This is a genomic window from Polyangiaceae bacterium (genome assembly GCA_020633235.1).
GTDB lineage: Bacteria > Myxococcota_A > Polyangia > Polyangiales > Polyangiaceae > JACKEA01.
This window is the reverse complement of the sequence record JACKEA010000006.1, coordinates 466,147-482,996: the sequence shown is the minus strand read 5'-3', so window position 1 is coordinate 482,996 and position 16,850 is coordinate 466,147. Positions and strand designations below refer to the sequence as shown.

13 protein-coding genes are annotated in these 16,850 nt (G+C 67.5%); 7 read left to right on the top strand and 6 right to left on the bottom strand.

Annotation, left to right across the window (positions count from 1 at the left end; all coding sequences use genetic code 11):
- Positions 1 to 49: 49 nt before the first annotated feature.
- From H6717_31895 to recJ, 3 genes are all read right to left on the bottom strand, one after another.
- Positions 50 to 2,026, bottom strand: coding sequence for a HAMP domain-containing protein (locus H6717_31895; GenBank protein MCB9581677.1), 1,977 nt, complete (start codon positions 2,024 to 2,026; stop codon positions 50 to 52).
- A gap of 166 nt (positions 2,027 to 2,192) precedes the next feature.
- On the bottom strand, positions 2,193 to 2,975 hold the full coding sequence (locus H6717_31890) for an ABC transporter ATP-binding protein (protein ID MCB9581676.1): 783 nt from the start codon (positions 2,973 to 2,975) through the stop codon (positions 2,193 to 2,195).
- A 17-nt stretch (positions 2,976 to 2,992) separates the two neighbouring features.
- Complete coding sequence (gene recJ, locus H6717_31885) at positions 2,993 to 4,747, bottom strand: single-stranded-DNA-specific exonuclease RecJ (GenBank protein ID MCB9581675.1); 1,755 nt, start codon at positions 4,745 to 4,747, stop codon at positions 2,993 to 2,995.
- Positions 4,748 to 4,958: 211 nt separating this feature from the next.
- On the opposite strand from recJ, the gene H6717_31880 reads away from it, so the two are divergent.
- Complete coding sequence (locus tag H6717_31880; GenBank protein ID MCB9581674.1) at positions 4,959 to 5,882, top strand: SUMF1/EgtB/PvdO family nonheme iron enzyme; 924 nt, start codon at positions 4,959 to 4,961, stop codon at positions 5,880 to 5,882.
- A 131-nt stretch (positions 5,883 to 6,013) separates the two neighbouring features.
- The gene (locus tag H6717_31875; protein ID MCB9581673.1) at positions 6,014 to 6,634 is read left to right on the top strand and encodes a hypothetical protein; all 621 of its coding nucleotides are present in this window, start codon (positions 6,014 to 6,016) and stop codon (positions 6,632 to 6,634) included.
- A 79-nt stretch (positions 6,635 to 6,713) separates the two neighbouring features.
- Here H6717_31875 and H6717_31870 read toward each other — a convergent pair whose 3' ends face one another.
- On the bottom strand, positions 6,714 to 7,604 hold the full coding sequence (locus H6717_31870) for a hypothetical protein (GenBank protein MCB9581672.1): 891 nt from the start codon (positions 7,602 to 7,604) through the stop codon (positions 6,714 to 6,716).
- Positions 7,605 to 7,624: 20 nt separating this feature from the next.
- Positions 7,625 to 7,828, bottom strand: a complete 204-nt coding sequence (locus H6717_31865; protein ID MCB9581671.1) for a type II toxin-antitoxin system HicB family antitoxin — start codon at positions 7,826 to 7,828, stop codon at positions 7,625 to 7,627.
- Positions 7,829 to 7,961: 133 nt separating this feature from the next.
- Between H6717_31865 and H6717_31860 the strand changes: the two genes are divergently transcribed.
- The 5 genes from H6717_31860 to H6717_31840 all read left to right on the top strand — a co-directional run bounded on the left by H6717_31860 (position 7,962) and on the right by H6717_31840 (position 15,499).
- Complete coding sequence (locus tag H6717_31860; GenBank protein ID MCB9581670.1) at positions 7,962 to 9,446, top strand: sigma-54-dependent Fis family transcriptional regulator; 1,485 nt, start codon at positions 7,962 to 7,964, stop codon at positions 9,444 to 9,446.
- Between the two features lie 176 nt (positions 9,447 to 9,622).
- On the top strand, positions 9,623 to 11,353 hold the full coding sequence (locus H6717_31855; protein MCB9581669.1) for a hypothetical protein: 1,731 nt from the start codon (positions 9,623 to 9,625) through the stop codon (positions 11,351 to 11,353).
- 1 nt (position 11,354) lies between these two features.
- On the top strand, positions 11,355 to 12,986 hold the full coding sequence (locus tag H6717_31850) for a hypothetical protein (GenBank protein MCB9581668.1): 1,632 nt from the start codon (positions 11,355 to 11,357) through the stop codon (positions 12,984 to 12,986).
- 12 nt (positions 12,987 to 12,998) lie between these two features.
- Positions 12,999 to 14,588 carry a hypothetical protein gene (locus H6717_31845; GenBank protein MCB9581667.1) on the top strand — a complete coding sequence of 530 codons (1,590 nt, stop codon included), beginning with the start codon at positions 12,999 to 13,001 and terminating at the stop codon, positions 14,586 to 14,588.
- Positions 14,585 to 15,499 carry a hypothetical protein gene (locus tag H6717_31840; GenBank protein MCB9581666.1) on the top strand — a complete coding sequence of 305 codons (915 nt, stop codon included), beginning with the start codon at positions 14,585 to 14,587 and terminating at the stop codon, positions 15,497 to 15,499. Before H6717_31845 ends, H6717_31840 begins: the two co-directional genes overlap by 4 nt.
- Here the strand turns inward: H6717_31840 and H6717_31835 are convergent.
- On the bottom strand, positions 15,496 to 16,788 hold the full coding sequence (locus H6717_31835; protein ID MCB9581665.1) for a 6-phosphofructokinase: 1,293 nt from the start codon (positions 16,786 to 16,788) through the stop codon (positions 15,496 to 15,498). The two genes, H6717_31840 and H6717_31835, sit on opposite strands and share 4 nt — an antisense overlap.
- Between the last annotated feature and the right edge of the window lie 62 nt (positions 16,789 to 16,850).

Below are 16,850 nucleotides of genomic sequence, written 5' to 3'. Positions count from 1 at the left end.
TCGCCAGCCTACACCAAGTTCCGCTGGCTGCTGTCGCCCCTCTAAGGCGTCAGAAGAACTCGTCCATTGGATGACCCGCCAAACCGCCGGCTGGCGCGAGGCTGCGGACGGGCCGGCGCCTCTCCGGCGCCAGATCCACGGCGTCCGTTCTCAACTTGAAGGCGGTGGTCAATTGCCGCAGGTCGCCGGCCTCCCGGGCGAGATTCTCTGCGGAGGCCGAAGACTCCTCCACGAGCGCAGCGTTCTGCTGCACGACTTGGTCCATCTGAGTCACTGCGACGTTCACCTGCTGGATGGCATCTGCCTGCTCGCGACTCGCAAGGCTGATCTCCGAAACGACCGACTCGACGGCCCGCACTGCTTCGATGATTCCCTCCAGAGTGCGACCCGAATCACTCACGAATCGACTGGTGTCGTCGATCTTCGCGATGCTGTTCTTGATGAGCGCGTTGATCTCCTTGGCGGCGTCGGCGCTCCTACCGGCGAGCGTCCGAACCTCCTGAGCGACCACGGCGAAGCCCTTCCCTTGCTCGCCGGCGCGCGCCGCTTCTACTGCTGCGTTCAACGCGAGCAGGTTGGTCTGGAACGCGATTTCGTCGACCATTCCCACGATCTCAGCCACCTGCTTGGACGTAGTCGTCACCTCTTCCATTGCTCGAGCGGCGTTCCGCACGACACTACCTCCGCCCTGAGCCAATCCGGCCGTCTTCGTCGCCATGGCGTTGGCGCGCTCGGCGCGGTCCGCGTTGCCCTTGATGGTTGCACTCAGCTCCTCGATGGTACTGGAGGTTTCTTCCAGCGCAGCCGCCTGCTCCTGAGTGCGGTTGGACAGGTCTTGGGAGTTCGCCGCGATCTCCTGAGAGCTGGTGGCCAACGTCCGAGAGGACGCTTGGATGCTCTCCAGCATTTCGGCCACGTTGTCGACCATCTGGGAAATCGAGACGGCCATCTGGCCCACTTCGTCCTTCGAGTCGATGTCCGGGCGTTCGCTCAAATCTCCACGCGCGACCTTGTCGAGAAGCGCCCGGAGCTTCTCGACGGGCCGCGTGATGGTCCGGGAGAAGACGTAGCCGACCGCAGCCACCAAGAACGCGATGATGACGAGGGCGATCGCCATTCGCTGCTTGATGCCGACCAGGGGGCCCTCGGCTTCTTCCTGGTCGATCTCGGCCAAGATGGCCCAACTCAAGCCGTGCACGTCGAGCGGGGCATACGCGCTCCACACCGGCACGCCGCGGTAGTCGGCAATCTTGCCAACCCCCGCCTTGCCACCGAGGGCGGCCTCTGTCCCCTGCGTGCGAACCTCTTGCTCGAGCACCGTCGACTTCTTGGAGAACCGTGAGTCGCTTCGCATCTTGAAGTCGCTTCCCACGAGATACGTCTCACCGGTCTCCCCCAGGCCGGTACGCTCTTGCATGATGTCATCGATCGTTCCGAGCGGCATCTGCAGTGCAAGCACCGCGACGACCTCGTTGCCACGTTTTACGGGCGCCGCAATGAACGATGCGGGGTCGCCGTTGGACGGCGCGTAGGACTCGAAATCGCTGAGCGCCACCTCCCCCGAGCGTGCTCTGCGAAACACCTTCGCCAGCGCAGTGTCCTTGTACGAACCCTTCACGAGATCGCTGCCAAAATCCGCCTCGTGGGCCACGGTGTAGTGCACCGTTCCGGAGGGCGAGATCAGGAACAGATCGTAGTATCCGTAGCCCTCCTTGATGCCTCTCAGCAGGGGATCGAACTTCTGCTGAACCGCTTGGTACCGGGCGCCCTGTGGACCTCCGTCGTCGAAGGCCAACTCGTATTGCTCGGCGGCGTCCCTCACCTCGGGAAACGAGGCCAGCACGGTGATGTCCGCACGGCGCTCGCCGAACCAGCTTTCGATCTGTCCCTTTTTCTGGGTGAGTGTCGCCTCCAGCTTGCTGCGACTCGCGTCCTCCAGTGCCTGCGCGGTGCTCCGGTAGTTCAGGTACGCGCCAACCGTCATCGGGAGCACGCCGACCAGGACGAACAAAACGATGAGTTTCACGCTCAACCTGACGTTCCGCATCGTCACTTCCTCCGCCTCGGGCCCAGGATGGGCCACTGAGACATGGAACGGCACGAGGAACGCGGCATTGAGCTCTGTTCTGGCCCTGACCAAGACGAAGCTGGCGGAGCGTGCGCGAGGTTCCGCGGCGGACCGACAACAGGCCTTAGCCGCTGACCAGCAGGGTCTCGACGCTCTCTTTGACGGGGGCGCGGCCTTCGATGAAGTCGCTGACGCGCGGATCCTGCGAAGCCTGGAACTCGTCTACCGTGCCTTCGCAGATGATGCGCCCGGAATGCACCATGGCGATGCGATCACTGATGGTGAAGGCGCTCTTCATGTCGTGGGTGACGACCACGCTGGTGATGTGGAGCTGCTCCTGCAAGCCCATGATCAAGTGATTCACCCGCGCGGTGTTGATGGGATCGAGACCCGTGGTGGGCTCGTCGTAGAGCAGCACTTCGGGCCGCACGGCGATGGCGCGCGCCAGGGCCACGCGCTTGCGCATGCCGCCGGAGAGATCCGCTGGCCACATCTGTTGGATGCCGGGCAGGCCCACGAGCCCAAGGGCCCACTCCACGCGTTCGGAGATTTCCTTCTTGCTCATCTTGTAGCGGAAGTGCTCCTCCAGACCGTAAGCGACGTTCTCCTCCACGCTGATGGAGTCGAACAGCGCGCCGGCTTGGAACAGCATCGCGATGCGCTGACGCACCTTGCTGAGCTGCTCTTCCCCCATCACGGTGACCTCGTTGCCCTCGAACTTGATGGTGCCGCGGTCCGGCTTGAGCAAACCGATGAGCATCTTGAGCATCACGCTCTTGCCCACGCCGGAGCCACCCACGATGGTGAGCACCTCGCCCTTGTGGATCTCGAGGAACAAGCCGCGATACACGACCTTCTCGCCGAAGGCCTTGTGCACGTTCCGGAACTGGATCAGCGGCTCGGTCATCCGCGTCCAAAGGTAACTCAGCCGACGATACGGTCGACTTTGATCTCGACGGCGCGGCCGCCACGCCAGGAATCCCAGCGCAGCTTGCCCACGACAACCACGCGACCGGAAAGCTCTTCTGCGCGAGATCCCATGGACGGCGCGAAGCTCGCCAGGCGCCGGCCGCCGGGGAGCTGGAGCTCCATTTTGAGGTGGCCGCCCTTGACCTCCCGAGCGCTCAAGAGCGCCGCCTCCACCGCCACTCCAGGCGCCGGGTTCTGATGACCGCAGGGCTCGAGGCGCGCGAGATCTTCCAGCACCTTGTCCGGCTCGTCCTCGGGCAGCAGCCGCACGAGGGCGTCCGTGTCGATGGGAGCCTCGCCACAAGCGGGCGCTGCGGCACAGGCGGCCTCGAAGGCTTCCCGCACCTCGCCGAGCTTGTCGAAGGTCAGCTCCACCCCCGCTGCCGCTTGGTGTCCACCGAAGCGCTCGAGCACCGGAGCGATCTGGCTGAGGGCGTCGTGCAGACGCGCCCCCGCAGGACCGCGCACGGAACCGCGGCCACGCTCGCCCTCGAACCCGGCCACGATGACGGGCTTGCCGAAGCGAGACGCGAGACGCCCCGCCACGATGCCCACGATGCCGTGGTTCCATCCTTCACGCCCGACGACGATGGCTGCGCGCTCCGCCCAACCTTCGGTTTCGATCTCTTCGACGGCTTCGCGCAGCATGCGATCTTGGATCGCGCGGCGCTCCTTGCTGAGCTGCTCGATCTGCGCGGCGACGGCGCGCGCCTCTTCGTGGGTCTCGGCGAGCAAGAGCTCGAGGGCGAGATCCGGCGGGCCCAGGCGACCCGGCGCGTTGAGCCGCGGCGCCAGACGAAAGGCGACGTCCTCCCCGGTGATCACCCGCGCGGCGTCGAAGCTCGCGAGCTCCAACAGGGCGCGTACGCCGGGGCGGGCGCCCTGCGCCACCCGTGCGAGGCCCGCCCGCACCAACGCGCGATTGTCGCCGTCCAGCGGCGCCACGTCGGCGATGGTGCCGATGGCCACCAGATCGAGCCAGGGTCGCACGTCCAAGGCGCGACCCATGCGGGCGCGCACCGCGGCCCCCACGCTGAGGGAAAGGCCGCAGGACGCGAGCCCCTTGTAAGGAAAGCCGCACTCCGGTCGGTGCGGATTGAGGAACGCGAGGGCGGGCAGTGGCTCGTCCGGCACCAAGTGGTGGTCGATCACGATGACGTCGATGCCCTGGCGTCGCACTTCCGCCAAGGTCTCGTGATCCGATGAGCCGCAGTCGCAGGTGATGAGCAGCTTGGCGCCGCTCGCGACGATGCGCTTCACCGCTGCCGGCGACACGCCGTAGCCACCGTCGAAGCGGCTGGCCAGGAGCGGAACCACCTGCCCGCCCAGCGCGCGCAGGATCCCCGTCGTGATCGCCGCCGAAGTGATGCCGTCGCAGTCGTAGTCCCCGAACACGCACACGGTCTCGCTGCTGCCCAGGGCGTGGGCGATGCGCTCCGCCGCCAGCTCGCGGTCCGCCATCGCGTCGGGGGGAGTGAGCTCGGAGAGCTTGGGATCCAGGAAGCGCTTGGTCAGCGCCGGATCCCGGTGACCCCGGCGGTGGAGCCAGTCCGCGAGGGTGAGCGAGATGCCGAGGGCCCGAGAAAGCTCGCGCGCCTCGGCGCCGGGCTCCGCGGGCAGAGGCAGCGCGCTCTCTTGCTCGAGGATCTCCGCCGGCTGCACCCCGCGTATGGAACACGTGGCGCGCCCCGCGTCAACGAGGTCGCGAATTCAGCCGAATGCTGCCCGGTCCTCGAGCGTTTGCAGTGCGGGCGGCTCTTCGGACAAGCTGCCTCCCGGAAACGTGCGCGGCGCTCCCTGTTGCATCTGGATGTTGGTTTGGCTCGGAACCTCGAGCTGCGATCGACACCCCACGGCGCCGGCCCCCGCGCCGACTCCCAGCGCGTCGTCGCCGGCCGTCGCGAAACCGTCTGCGCGGCCCGTGGCCAGCGCGCCCCCCTCCGCCAGCGCGCCACCCCCGCGGGGCCCGGACAAGCCCTTGCTCGCCACCCTGGGCTTCGAGATCACGAAGAGCTACGACGAGAAGCACCTCACCTGGCGCCAGGTGGAGAAGCTCAACTGGCAGGCCAGTGCCGACGGCTTGCCGGCGCTGCCCCCGGAGCCGCCGCTGGATCCCGAAGGCTGCCCCGCCGGCATGGCGCGGGTGCGCGGGCAGTATCTCCTGGACGAGAAGGGTCGCGACGACACCGACGGCGTGCAGGTGCTGCAGGACCGCGCCTGCAAGCACTGGCGCACGAACGACCATTCCATCCAGGGCCTGTGCGACAGCTTCGACGAAACGCGCTGGAAGGAGACCGTCGCCACGCTGCCCAAGAAGAGCATGGACGTGTGCGTGGATCGCTACGAGTTCCCGAACCGCTACGGCGAGTTCCCGCTGGTGGTCGTGCGCTACGCCGAGGCCAAGCAGTACTGCGAAAAAGTCGACAAGCGCGTGTGCACCGAGAGCGAGTGGACCTTCGCTTGCGAGGGCGAAGAAGGCCTGCCCTATCCCTACGGCTACGAGCGGGACAAGACCGCGTGCACCATCGACATCTTGGCGGCGGGGCCGGACAAGGACACCTTTCGACCGCGGACCACGGCGCACACCGCCTGGGGCGTGGACTTCGCGTGGCAGGCCAAGCGCTCGGGCGAGTCCCCGCGCTGCAAGAGCCCCTTCGGCGTGATGGACACCACCGGCAACGTGGACGAATGGACCACGAGCGTGCGTAAGTACGGCTACAAGATGATCCTCAAGGGCGGCCACTGGGGCCCGGCGCGCCAGCGCTGCCGCCCCCAGACGCGCGGGCACGGGCCGATGTACGTGCGCTACGACCAGAGCTTCCGCTGCTGCACGGATCCGAAATAGCCCGGATTACCTTATTGTTGGTTCGGCGCGATACCCGTCGCGTCCCCGCCATGAGCTCGCGGAACCTCACCTGGACACTCTGCGCGGCGTGCGGACTCGCAACCGTCGCCGTCGCGCTGCTCTTGCTACCCATGTTCCCGTCCGAAGGCGCGCACGTCGCCGCGGGCTATGGCAAGCCCGTCATGGCGTTTGAGGTGGCGCGCTCGGCGGCCGATCTGCTCGCCGTTTTCGGGCCCCCGGGGGACCCGGCGCGGGCAGCGCGCATTGCCGCCATGGATCGCGGCAATCGTTGGGACTATCTCTTCCTGGCCACCTACTCCTCTTTCATTGCCAGCTTCTTCATCGGCGCTGCGCGCAGCCGTGGCCGGGGCGGCTGGCTGCTGTTCGCCGCCATCGGCGTGGTAGCGGGTCTGGCGGACGCGGCAGAGAACTGGATCTTGCTGGGCCTCACGTCAGATTTGGAAGCGACAGCACATCTGGCGCTTCTACGCTACCGCGTGTGGCTCAAGTTCGGAGGCTTGATGGTCGCAGGCGTGGCGGCCGGCGCCTTCCTCCTCTCATCGTGTAGCGCCGGCTTTCGAGTGCTTGGTGCCATCGCGACCTTGGCCGCGCTCTGCACGCTGCTCATGATGTGGGCTCCGGCCCGCTACGCCGCTCTTGCCACCAACGGCCTGGCCGTGTGCTGGCTCGCCCAACTCGTCTTCGCGCTCACCGAGGCCATACGCGAACGACGACAGGAAGAGACTAAATAGGCGAAGCGCGCCGGCGACTCGTGATCGCGGCGCGCTTCGTGGCGGCGCGCTCTCGCGCGCCGCACCGGCTCGGTGCCCCTCAGTTACCGGAGCCGGTGAACTCTCCGCTCTTCGCGTAGTCGTGCAGGGACTGCATCGACGACGGACCCACGCCGTAGGTGTCGGCCACGGCCGCCAGCGTCACGTAGGGGCGACCCGCCACGACGGCGTTCGCGCCGCCCGGGTACATGTGGCCCACGGAGGTGAGCTGCAGCTCCGTGGCAGTGTTGGCGATGGCGAGGGCGGTCACTGCCGTGCTCTCGTCGAAGGTCACGCCGTCGTAGGTGCCGGCCTGGCTCACGCCGCCCTGGCCCATTTCGCTGCTCCACACCGGGGCGTGGGTGCGCAGGGCGCCGAGGGCCGCGGGGCCGACGTAGGCCACCTCGCCGATCTCGGTCACGGAGGCGTAGGGCGCGCCCGCCACCAGGTTCTCGGCGGCGGTGCGGACCAGACCCACGTCGTAACGGAGCTCGTCCACCGTGGCGGTGTTGACGCCCCACACGACGGCGTCGGACTGCGCGGCGGTGAACTCGACGCCTTCCACCAGCTCCGCCGTGGACGCCGGCTGAGCCACGACGTAGTCACGCAGCTTCTGCAGTGCGGAGTTGCCGACGTAGGCCACCGCGTCCAGCTCCTCCAGATTGTCGAAGGCGTTGTCGTCGGCGCTGGGGTACGCACCGTCGGCACCCGCGCGGTGAGACAGGATGTTCTCGGCAGCACGCACGTCGAGGCCCACGCTCTCGTCCAACGTGGCAAGGTCCGTCGCGGGGTCGTTCACGAACTGCACGACGAGATCCACCTCGTTCGCGGGGAACGTGATCGTCTGACCCTGACCGGCAACGTTCTCGGAGCTCCCGGTCTCGCTGGCACAAGCGGCAGCGGAGACGGCGAGGGTGAGCATGCAGGCGGTCTTGAAGAAGCGAGCGAACATCGGAAATCTCCTGTCGAGTCTCAAAGGACGATGACGGTGCGCCGCATGCCGGGAGGCAGAGCCTCTTCGGCATCCCGCGCGAAGTAGTCGTTGATGCGACGGCCGAGGACCTCGAGGGCCTCGTCCACGCTGGTCGCCGTCGCAGAGCAGCCCGGTAGGTCCGGGCAGAAGGCCTGGACGCTGTCCCCAGCGGGGCTGGGCTGAATCAGAACCGGGAACTCCATGACGACGGGCCGCGCTAGTGCGAGCCGCGTGCCAAGCGCGCCGGACCAACAAACCCCTGAAAAAGCCCCTGCGGCTTGTTGCACAGATGCAACAAGCATTGCTCTTTCTAATAATTCATTGCTCAATGGCGAAATGGCTTCGGACGCTGACGAGATCCTCCACGCCGCCGAGATCGAGTCTCTCGAGCGCCGCATCATGGACATGGCGCTCGAGCGCACGGGCGCGAACAACGGCGCCATCTTCTTGTGGGACAAGAAGAACAAGGGGCTCGAGATCACCTTTCACATCGTGGACGGCGTGGTCGTGAACATCCCCGGCGTGGTGTTGCGACCGCGGCGCGACGGCCGACCCAACGGGATTGCCCTCACCGCCTTCGAGCAGAACGAGGCCTACCTGAGCAACGACACGCGGGCCGACGCGAACTACGCCCACTACTTCCAGGAGGTGCTCAGCATCGCGGCCGTGCCCATCCCGTATCAGGGCAAGCCCATCGGTGTGATCACCGCTTCGTCGCGAAAGACGGGCGCCTTCACCGAAGCGCACGTGGCGGAGCTCTCCGCCCTGGCGCAATCGTCCGCCAAGTTCTTGCGACGCGCGCAGCTGTATCGGGCCAGCGCGGAGCTGTCGGGGCGGCCGTTCCTGATCAAGGGACTGTCGCCCGCGTGGCTGCGGGTGGAGCAACAGATCGAACGCGTCTCGCCCACGGACGCCCCCGTGCTCATCCACGGGGAGAGCGGCACCGGCAAAGAGCTCACCGCGCACGCCATCCACTTCAACAGCCGGCGCGCGAGCGGTCCGTTCGTCGCGGTGAACTGCGCTGCCATTCCCGAGACGCTGCTCGAGAGCGTGCTCTTCGGTCACGTGAAGGGCGCCTTCACGGGCGCCAGCTTCAACAAGGTGGGCGAGTTCGAGAAGGCCGACGGGGGCACGCTGTTCCTGGACGAGCTCGGCGAGCTGCCGCTGATGCTACAGCCCAAGGTGCTGCGGGCCATGGAGTCGGGAGAGGTGCAGCCGCTCGGAAGCAACAAGCCCCCACGGAGAGTGGACGTCCGGGTGGTGTGCGCGACCAACCGTGATCTCCCCGCCATGGTGCGGGACGGGCAGTTCCGAGACGACCTCTACTACCGCCTCTCCGTGGTGACGTTGGAGCTGCCGCCCCTGCGCAGCTACAAGGACAACCTCGACATCTTGGCCCAGGTGTTCGTGCAACAGGCGGCGGAGCGCCACAAAAAGCCCACCCCGCGCATTTCCGCGGCCTGCAGCGCGGTGCTCCATGCCTACGACTTCCCGGGCAACGTCCGGGAGCTGAAAAACTCCATCGAGCACGCCGTGATCATGGCGACGGGGGACGAGATCCGCCCCGAGGACCTGCCCCGGTCGTTCACGGCGACACGCCCCGCCCCCAAGCGGCAGAAGCAGCGCGAGGCCACCCTGGCGGAGCTCCGCGAGAGCTGGCTCGCGCCCTTGGAAACCCGCTATTTGACTGATCTTTTGGCGACCTGCGACGGCAACGTGCGGGCCGCTGCGGAGCGCGCCGGCGTGAACACCGTGACCATGTATCGGCTGCTCAAGAAGCGAGGTCTCACTCTGAAACGGCGGGTGCAGGCCGAGCCGTAGCGACAGCTTCTGTCGCCAAGAAGGGCCGTGCGACAGGACTGTCAGGGCTGGGACACGCTCACCCCTCGAAATCCCGGGCTCATGGTACGTGGCGCGGCGATTGCATCTTCCCGCGCCCCATGCGGGTGATGTGGAGTCGAAGGGGCATCGACGTCCGCCGTCTATCGATGCTTGTGGTGGTATTGGGCCTCGCGCGCTGCGCAGCGAACGAAGGCTCGTCGGACAAGGCAGGCGCCGCGGGCGGTAGCGGAGCCTCCCCATGCATTGGGCCAGGTTGCGCCACCGGCGGCAGCGGCAACACCGGTGGGTTCGGCGGTACCGCGGACGCGGGTCTGCCCCCGGAGAAGGAGCTCGAAAGCTCGTTCCGATCGCCCGTCGCCACCGGCAAGTACGTGTGGACGGCGAACCCGGATAGCGGACGCATCGCGCTGGTGGATGCCACGTCGCTGGACGTCCACACGGTGGAAGCAGGCTTTGGTCCCACCTACCTCGCGGCGATCCCCGATCCCGCGGATCCGAACGCGAGCCAAGCGATCGTGATCAACGTCAAGAGCGAGGACGCCACGGTGCTGCGCGCGGACGCCAAGGCGAACGTCACCACCGAGACCGTACCGCTGCACCCCGAGGCCAACTCCTGGGCGCTTTCCAAGGGTGGGCACTGGGCCATCGCCTGGACCGACGCCGCGCAGCTGACGAACGCCGACCCCACCGAAGGCTTTCAGGATCTCACGGTGGTCGATCTCTCGGGCGCGGCTCAGGCAACGCGGCTCTCGGTGGGCTACCGCCCCACGCGCATCTTCCTGAGCGAGGACGAAACGCGGGCGTTTGCCATCACGGAGCCCGGCGTGAGCGTCATCGAGCTCGAATCCCCGCTCGGCCCCTCGGTGCTGAAGGACGTTCCGGTCACCGACGATCCGTTGGAAAATCCGGCTTCGCGAGACGTGTCCGTCACGCCCGATGGCAGCTTCGCCCTGGTGCGGCGGGATGGCAGCCCGGACGTGGGCATCGTGTCGCTCGCGGACGGCACCCGGGTCACGGTCACCCTCAGCGGTCCGGTGACGGATCTGGATCTCAGTGGCGACGGCAGTCGCGCCGTGGCCGTCGTGCGTGCCCCCGGCAGCACCGACACGAGCGACGCCGGGACCCCGGACGCGGGCGCCATCGACGCGAGCGCAGGCGACGCGGACGTGGACGGCGGCGACGCAGAAGCCGGCCTGCCCGAAGCCAGCGCGCCGCCGCCCGCGAAGAGCTCCGAGGTGTTCGTGCTGCCCATCCCCGGAATCTTCACCACACCGGCGCAGTACGACACCGTGACCATCGACGGAGAGATCGTCGGCAGTGCCTCTCTCTCGCCCAGCGGGGACGTCGTGGTGCTGTACACGAACGCGATCCCCAACGACCACCTGACGCTGCTCGATACGGCTTCCGGCGCGAGCTACCTGAGCTATCGAACCGTGGCGCTCAAGGCTCCGGTTCAGGCCGCCTTCGTGGCGGAAGACGGCAGCCACGCCGTCGCCCTGCTTTCTCCCGGAAGCACGAGCCAGAAGGCCGGAGCGTTCAGCTTGGTTCCCATCGCCAACGTGCTACCGCCGAAGATCCAAGGCACGGAAGCGCCGCCCATGAGCGTCGCCATCGGGCCTGCACCCAGCACCCGCGCGGTGGTGACCACCCGGGACGACGTGAAGAAGATCTACGGCGCTTACCTGGCGCGCATGCCCCAGCTGCAGGTGGATCGCATCGACCTGCCGAGCCCGCCCCTGGCGACCGGGATGGTGCCCGTGGCGAACGTGGCCTTCGTGGCGCAAGAGCACCCCGAGGGGCGCATCACTTTCATCGACCTTTCCGACGGCAAGGCGCGGACCCTGACGGGCTTCGAGCTGGGCGCGAAGGTCGTGGACGGAAACTGACATGCGAGACTCGCTGTTCGCGATTCCATTCCTCGCCGCGCTCGTCGTGGCGCTGGCCCACTGCGGCAGCTCCGACGATTCCGCGGGTGCCTCGTCCGGCACGGGCGGGTTCTCCGGCGGCGGCGGCAACGGGGGCGTCGCCACGGGTGGCAATGGGGGCGCGCCGACCCTGGACGCCGGTGTGGACGCCAAGCCCCCGCCGGAGAAGGAGCTCGAGAGCTCCTTCCGTGCGCCGGTAGCCACGGGCCGCTACGTGTGGTCTGCCAACCCGACCAGCGGCCGCGTGGCCCTCATCGACGCCTTCACGTTGGACCTGAGCATCGTGGAAGCCGGCTTCGGCCCCACGTATCTCGCGGCCATTGCAGACCCGGCGAACGCAGAAGCGAACGTGGCCATCGTGCTGAACGTGCTCAGTCACGACGCCACGCTGTTTCGCGTGGGCAACGACGCGACCATCAGCCAGAAGACGCTGGCCACACACCAGGGGGCCAACGCCTGGGCCGTGAGCCCGAAAGGGCACTGGGCCATTGCCTGGACCGATGCCAGCCAGGTGAAGAACCCCGACCCCACCGACGGCTTCCAGGACGTGACCGTGGTGCGGGTGGACCCGGGACAGGAGAGCTCGACCATTCTTTCCGTGGGCTATCGGCCCACGAAGATCACCTTCGATGCAAACGAGACCCGCGCCTTCGCCGTGACGGAGCCCGGCATCTCGGTGGTGGCGCTGCCGAGCAGCGGCGAGCCCAGCGTGGACAGCCTGATCGAGGTGACCGACGACCCGCTCGAAAACCCCGCTTCTCGAGACGTGACCATCACGCCGGACGGCAGCTACGCCCTGGTGCGCCGAGACGGCAGCGCCGACGTGAGCTTCGTGGATCTCGGGACCGGTACCCGCACGCCCATCACGCTCTCCGGCGAGGTCACGGATCTCGATCTCTCGGAGGACGGCACCCGCGCCGTGGCGGTGGTCCGGGAGAGCTCGGAGGTGTTCGTGCTGCCCGTTCCCGGCGTGCTCGCCGCCCCGGCGGACATGGACCAGGTGCAAGTGGACGGTGAGCTGTTCGGAAGCGTGGCGCTGTCGGCCGACACCAGCGTGGCGCTGCTGTACACCAACGCCGTCCCCAACGATCACATGACGATCCTCTCGCTGGCTGCGGGCGCGGGGTATCTCGGCCATCGAACGGTGGCGCTCAAGGCTCCGGTCCAGGCGGTGTTCCCAGCGCCGGACGCGCAGCACGCCATCGCCCTCGGCTCCACCACCGCGGGCAGCAGCAAGGCGGGAGCTTTCTCTGTGGTGCCCACCGCGGCGCTCTTGTCCCCCAAGATCGTCGGTACCGACGCACCGCCCACCGCCGTGGCGCTGCGGCCGGCCCCGAACAGCGATCGCGCCCTGATCACCATCCGGGACGACGGCAAGAAGGTGTACGGCGTGTACGTGGTTCGGTTGCCGAACCTTCAAGTGGACTTGCTCCCCCTCGCAAGCCCGCCCCTGGCCACCGGCATCGTGCCCCTGGCCGGCAAGGGCTACGTCGCGCAGCAGCACCCCGAGGGTCGTATCACGTTCGTCGATCTCGAAGACGGCAGCGCCAAGACGCTCACCGGCTTCGAGCTCGGCGCCAAGGTCGTGGACTGACGAGGACCAAGCATGAAGAAGCTCCTACTTCCTTTGCTCGCCACCATCACCGTCGCCTGCGGGGGGCGCCCCGACGCATGGGACGCACGCACCAGCGTGCCCGTGGAAGACGTGGGCCTGTCCGGGTCGGTGGCCATCGTGGATTCGCCGCTCGATCGCGTGATGATGCTCACGTCCCCATCGGGCCAGAACTTGAGCGCCACGCCGCTGAAGGTCGGCAAGAACGTGGTGGCGACCAGCGCTTCGCCGGACCGCGAGAAGCTCTTCGTGCTGTCGAAGGGCGTGCAACCGCGACGCAAGCCCGATGACGAGCGGCCGAGCCTCACGGTCATCGACGGAGGCATCAATCCCAAGGTCGACGCTCGCTACACGCTGACGGATCCGCTCCAGGGCCTGGCCATCGATCCACAGGGGGAGTGGGCCGTGGTGTACGACGCCGGCGGCATCGTGGTGAACCCCAACGAGCTCATCCTGGTCAAGCTCGACGGCACCTCCGAGCCTTTCCCGAAGACCATTCGCAGCTTCGGCGGACGCCCGGAGCGGCTGACCTTCACCACCGAGCTCGAGGTTCCGAACGGCGAGCCCCGCCGCTTCCTGATCGTCGAGACCGAGCAAGACGTCACGCTGGTGGATCTGTCGGATCTGACGCGGGACGAGGTGACCATCATCTTGCCGCAGACGCCCTCGGGCAAGGCGGGGCGCCCGCTGTCCGTCGCCTACCACGACGGCGAGCCCGACGATCCGAGCGACGCTCGCATCGCCGTGCGCCTGGCGAGCGACTCCAACGTGGTGATCGTGGAGCTAGGCGCGCCCGCGGCCGGCGACACCAAGCCGTTCAAGCCCACGGTGAACGTCGCCGACGTGGGCGGCGTGCCGAGCGACATCGCCTTCGTCCAGACCGACGGCGGACTGCGCTTGGCGGCGTTGGTGCCCTCGGCGCAGCAAGCGACCCTCGTGGATCCGGCAACCACCGTGATCGAGACGGTGGATCTGAAGAAGGCCTACACGCGCCTCACCCGCGTGACGGACGACGTGGCGGACAAGCCCGTGAAGAGTGACGTGGCGTTGCTGTGGAGCGACTCCACCACCGGCATCGCCTTCTGGTCCCTGGGCAAGACCAGCGGAACGCCCTTCCGCAGCGTGGATCCGTACGACATCGGCATCAGCGTCGCGAGTGTGCAGAACGTCCCGGGCGACAAGTACGCGCACCTCAAGATCTTGGAGAGCGCGTCCGCCGCCGAGTTCTACGTGTTGGATCTGGACCAGCGCCAGAGCTTCCCGATGCTCACCAACGCGCCGGGCTTCGACCTCACGGTATCGCCCGATGGCGAGCGCGCCTGGGCACTCCGGCCGGGGACTCCGGACTTTGCCAGCATCTCCCTGAGCGACTTGCACCCCACCTCGCTGGAGGTGGAGCGCAACGTAGTGGCGGTGCACGACTTCGAACGCGCCGACGGCGGCCGCGCGGTGATCGCGCTGCATGCCAGCACCGCGGGCGACGACGCCCACGGCGCTCTCGGCGCCACGGTGCTCGACGGCCTCGCCCCCGACACCGCTCGGTCCAAGTTCTTTCCCGGTCTGCTGCTCGGAGGGCTCCAGTGATGCGCACTCTCACCTTTGGTCTCGCTCTCGCGATTTCGCTGTTTGCCGTCGGCGCAGAGGCGCAGCCCGCGGCCCCGGATGCACCGCCGGCCAAGCCGGCAGCTCCGGCGCCCGCGACAACGACAGAAGAGCCCGAAGCGGCGCCCGAGCCGGCAGCTCCTCCGCCGCCCGTGGAACAGACGGCGCCCCCCGCTCCCGCACCGGCGCCCGCGCTCATGCCCTTCGGCGTGAACGCACCGCCCCAGGGGGCGCCACCGATGGACACCGGCACCACCGAGCCGGCCAAGCCGCCCCGCCCCAAGTCCCTGTATCCGCGTTGGCAAGCGCTCATCGGCGTGCGCACGGGCTTCATCAACGACAAGGGCCTCGATCCCTTCTCCGAGGATGACGTCGTCCCGCACCTGAGCCTGGGTGGCGCTCGCACGGTGTACACCAAGGATGAACTGTCCCTCGCGGCGGTGGCGTTCTGGGATTTCGGCATGCAGCGCAGCACCGCCCGCGGCGAGCGCACGGAGCTCGAGATGCATCACTTTTCCCTCGGCCCCGAGGCGCGCTTCCACATGATGCCGGAGCTCTATTTCTACGCCCGCCCCTCGGCCTCTGCCCTGCGCACCATCGCGCGCATGGACGAAACCTCCACCGGCACCAAGCTGTACGCCCGAAACTGGGACTTTGCGGTGGACGCCGTCGCCGGCGGCGCCTTCGAGTTCCTGAACCTCTCCGGCGAGCGTGGCGAGCTCCGCATGTTCGTGCACGCCGAAGGCGGCTACGGCTGGAGCACCGCCAGCGACTTGCGCCTCTCGCCGGACGAAGAAGACGAGAGCGCTCCCCAGCGCGTGGCCGCCCTGGATCTGGGCACCCTCGCGCTGCGCGGACCCATGTTCCGCGTGATGGTCAGCGCGGCCTTCTAATCCTGGTGCTCGACGCGCGTCTCGAGCTGGCGAGCCAAGCGGTAGAAGTCACTGTCCGGTCGCACGTAGCGCACTTCCGTCTCCAACGTCTTGGGGTTCACCAGCTCCGAGAACGCCACGTACTGCAGATCCAGCTGCCCGGTGACGCTCACCATGTGACCGTCGAACCCTTGCTCCACCAACGCCCGATACGCGCCCACACCCAGCTGCGTTCCGAGCATCACGTCGAACGCATGCGGCGCCGCACAGCGCGACTCGTAGCCCAGCTGCACTCCCGTGAGCTTCTTGTTTTTGTTGGTTCGAGCGCGGTACCTCTCGGCCGCAAGCTGCGCAACGAGCTTACCGATGTCCACGCGGCCCAGGGACACGTGCCCGTGCTCGTCGCGCGGAATGCCGTCCAGGTAGCTGTGCGGCAGTTTCTCCGCCAAGCCCTCGGCGAGCACGATGGTGCCGTACTTCTTGCCGCGCTTCTCCCGGGTGATGATCAGATCGACGATGCGGTCGCACAGGCCATCCAGGTTGAGCCGCGTCTCTTTGACGCGCTTTCCCGACTTGTCCACCACGTCTTCTTCGACCGCGAGATCCCCGCTGATGTCCTCCACCCCCACCACCAGGTGCGCCTCACCGGCCACGGCCGTTCCGTAGGCGAGCCAGCTGGACTTGCGCCCCATGGTCTCCACCACGTAGTAGCTCTTGGTGGCCAAGGCGTCCGCTCGCAGATTCAGGAGCTCCTTGGCCATGGTGTCCACGGCCGTGAAGAAGCCGAAGGTGAAGTCGATCCCGCGGTAATCGTTGTCGATCGTCTTCGGCACGTGCACGACGCGCACCCGCTTCGCCTCGGGGGGCAGGCGCTTCTGGTACTCGAACAGGAAGTTCGCGGTCTTCAGCGTGTCGTCCCCGCCGATGCTCACCAGCGCGTCCACGTCCAAGGACAGTAGCCCGCGCACCACGCGATCGAGGGGCGCCGTCTTCTCAGGGTTCTCCAGGTCCGCCGCCGAGTGCACCGCCTTGCCAGGATTGGCCCGCGCCGTGCCGATGATGATGCCGCGGCTGTTCCGAAGCCCACGCAGGTGATGGTCCTCGAACTTGAAGTAATCGTCGCCATACACCAGCGGCCGCCGCTCGGCGTCGTAGTCGATGAGCGCGGAGTAGCCGTTCTGGAACCCGAGCACCTCGCGCCCATGACGGCGAAAGGCCATGGTCGTCGCTTGAATCACGGAGTTCGCCCCCGGCGCCGGCCCTCCGGCAAACACCAACCCCACCCGACGGATATCGTTCTCGCTGCTCATGATGGCCGAAGTCTACGTCCCTCCCCCCACCCCCACGCAAACCCGCCGCCGGGAAGGCCAGA

Bases quoted from the DNA above. Each gene is read 5' to 3' on its own strand.
- H6717_31865 (MCB9581671.1), bottom strand. From the start codon at position 7,828: ATGGAGTTCCCGGTTCTGATTCAGCCCAGCCCCGCTGGGGACAGCGTC.
- H6717_31835 (MCB9581665.1), bottom strand. From the start codon at position 16,788: ATGAGCAGCGAGAACGATATCCGTCGGGTGGGGTTGGTGTTTGCCGGA.
- H6717_31845 (MCB9581667.1), top strand. From the start codon at position 12,999: ATGAAGAAGCTCCTACTTCCTTTGCTCGCCACCATCACCGTCGCCTGC.
- H6717_31890 (MCB9581676.1), bottom strand. From the start codon at position 2,975: ATGACCGAGCCGCTGATCCAGTTCCGGAACGTGCACAAGGCCTTCGGC.
- H6717_31850 (MCB9581668.1), top strand. From the start codon at position 11,355: ATGCGAGACTCGCTGTTCGCGATTCCATTCCTCGCCGCGCTCGTCGTG.
- H6717_31870 (MCB9581672.1), bottom strand. From the start codon at position 7,604: ATGTTCGCTCGCTTCTTCAAGACCGCCTGCATGCTCACCCTCGCCGTC.
- H6717_31875 (MCB9581673.1), top strand. From the start codon at position 6,014: ATGTTCCCGTCCGAAGGCGCGCACGTCGCCGCGGGCTATGGCAAGCCC.
- H6717_31860 (MCB9581670.1), top strand. From the start codon at position 7,962: ATGGCTTCGGACGCTGACGAGATCCTCCACGCCGCCGAGATCGAGTCT.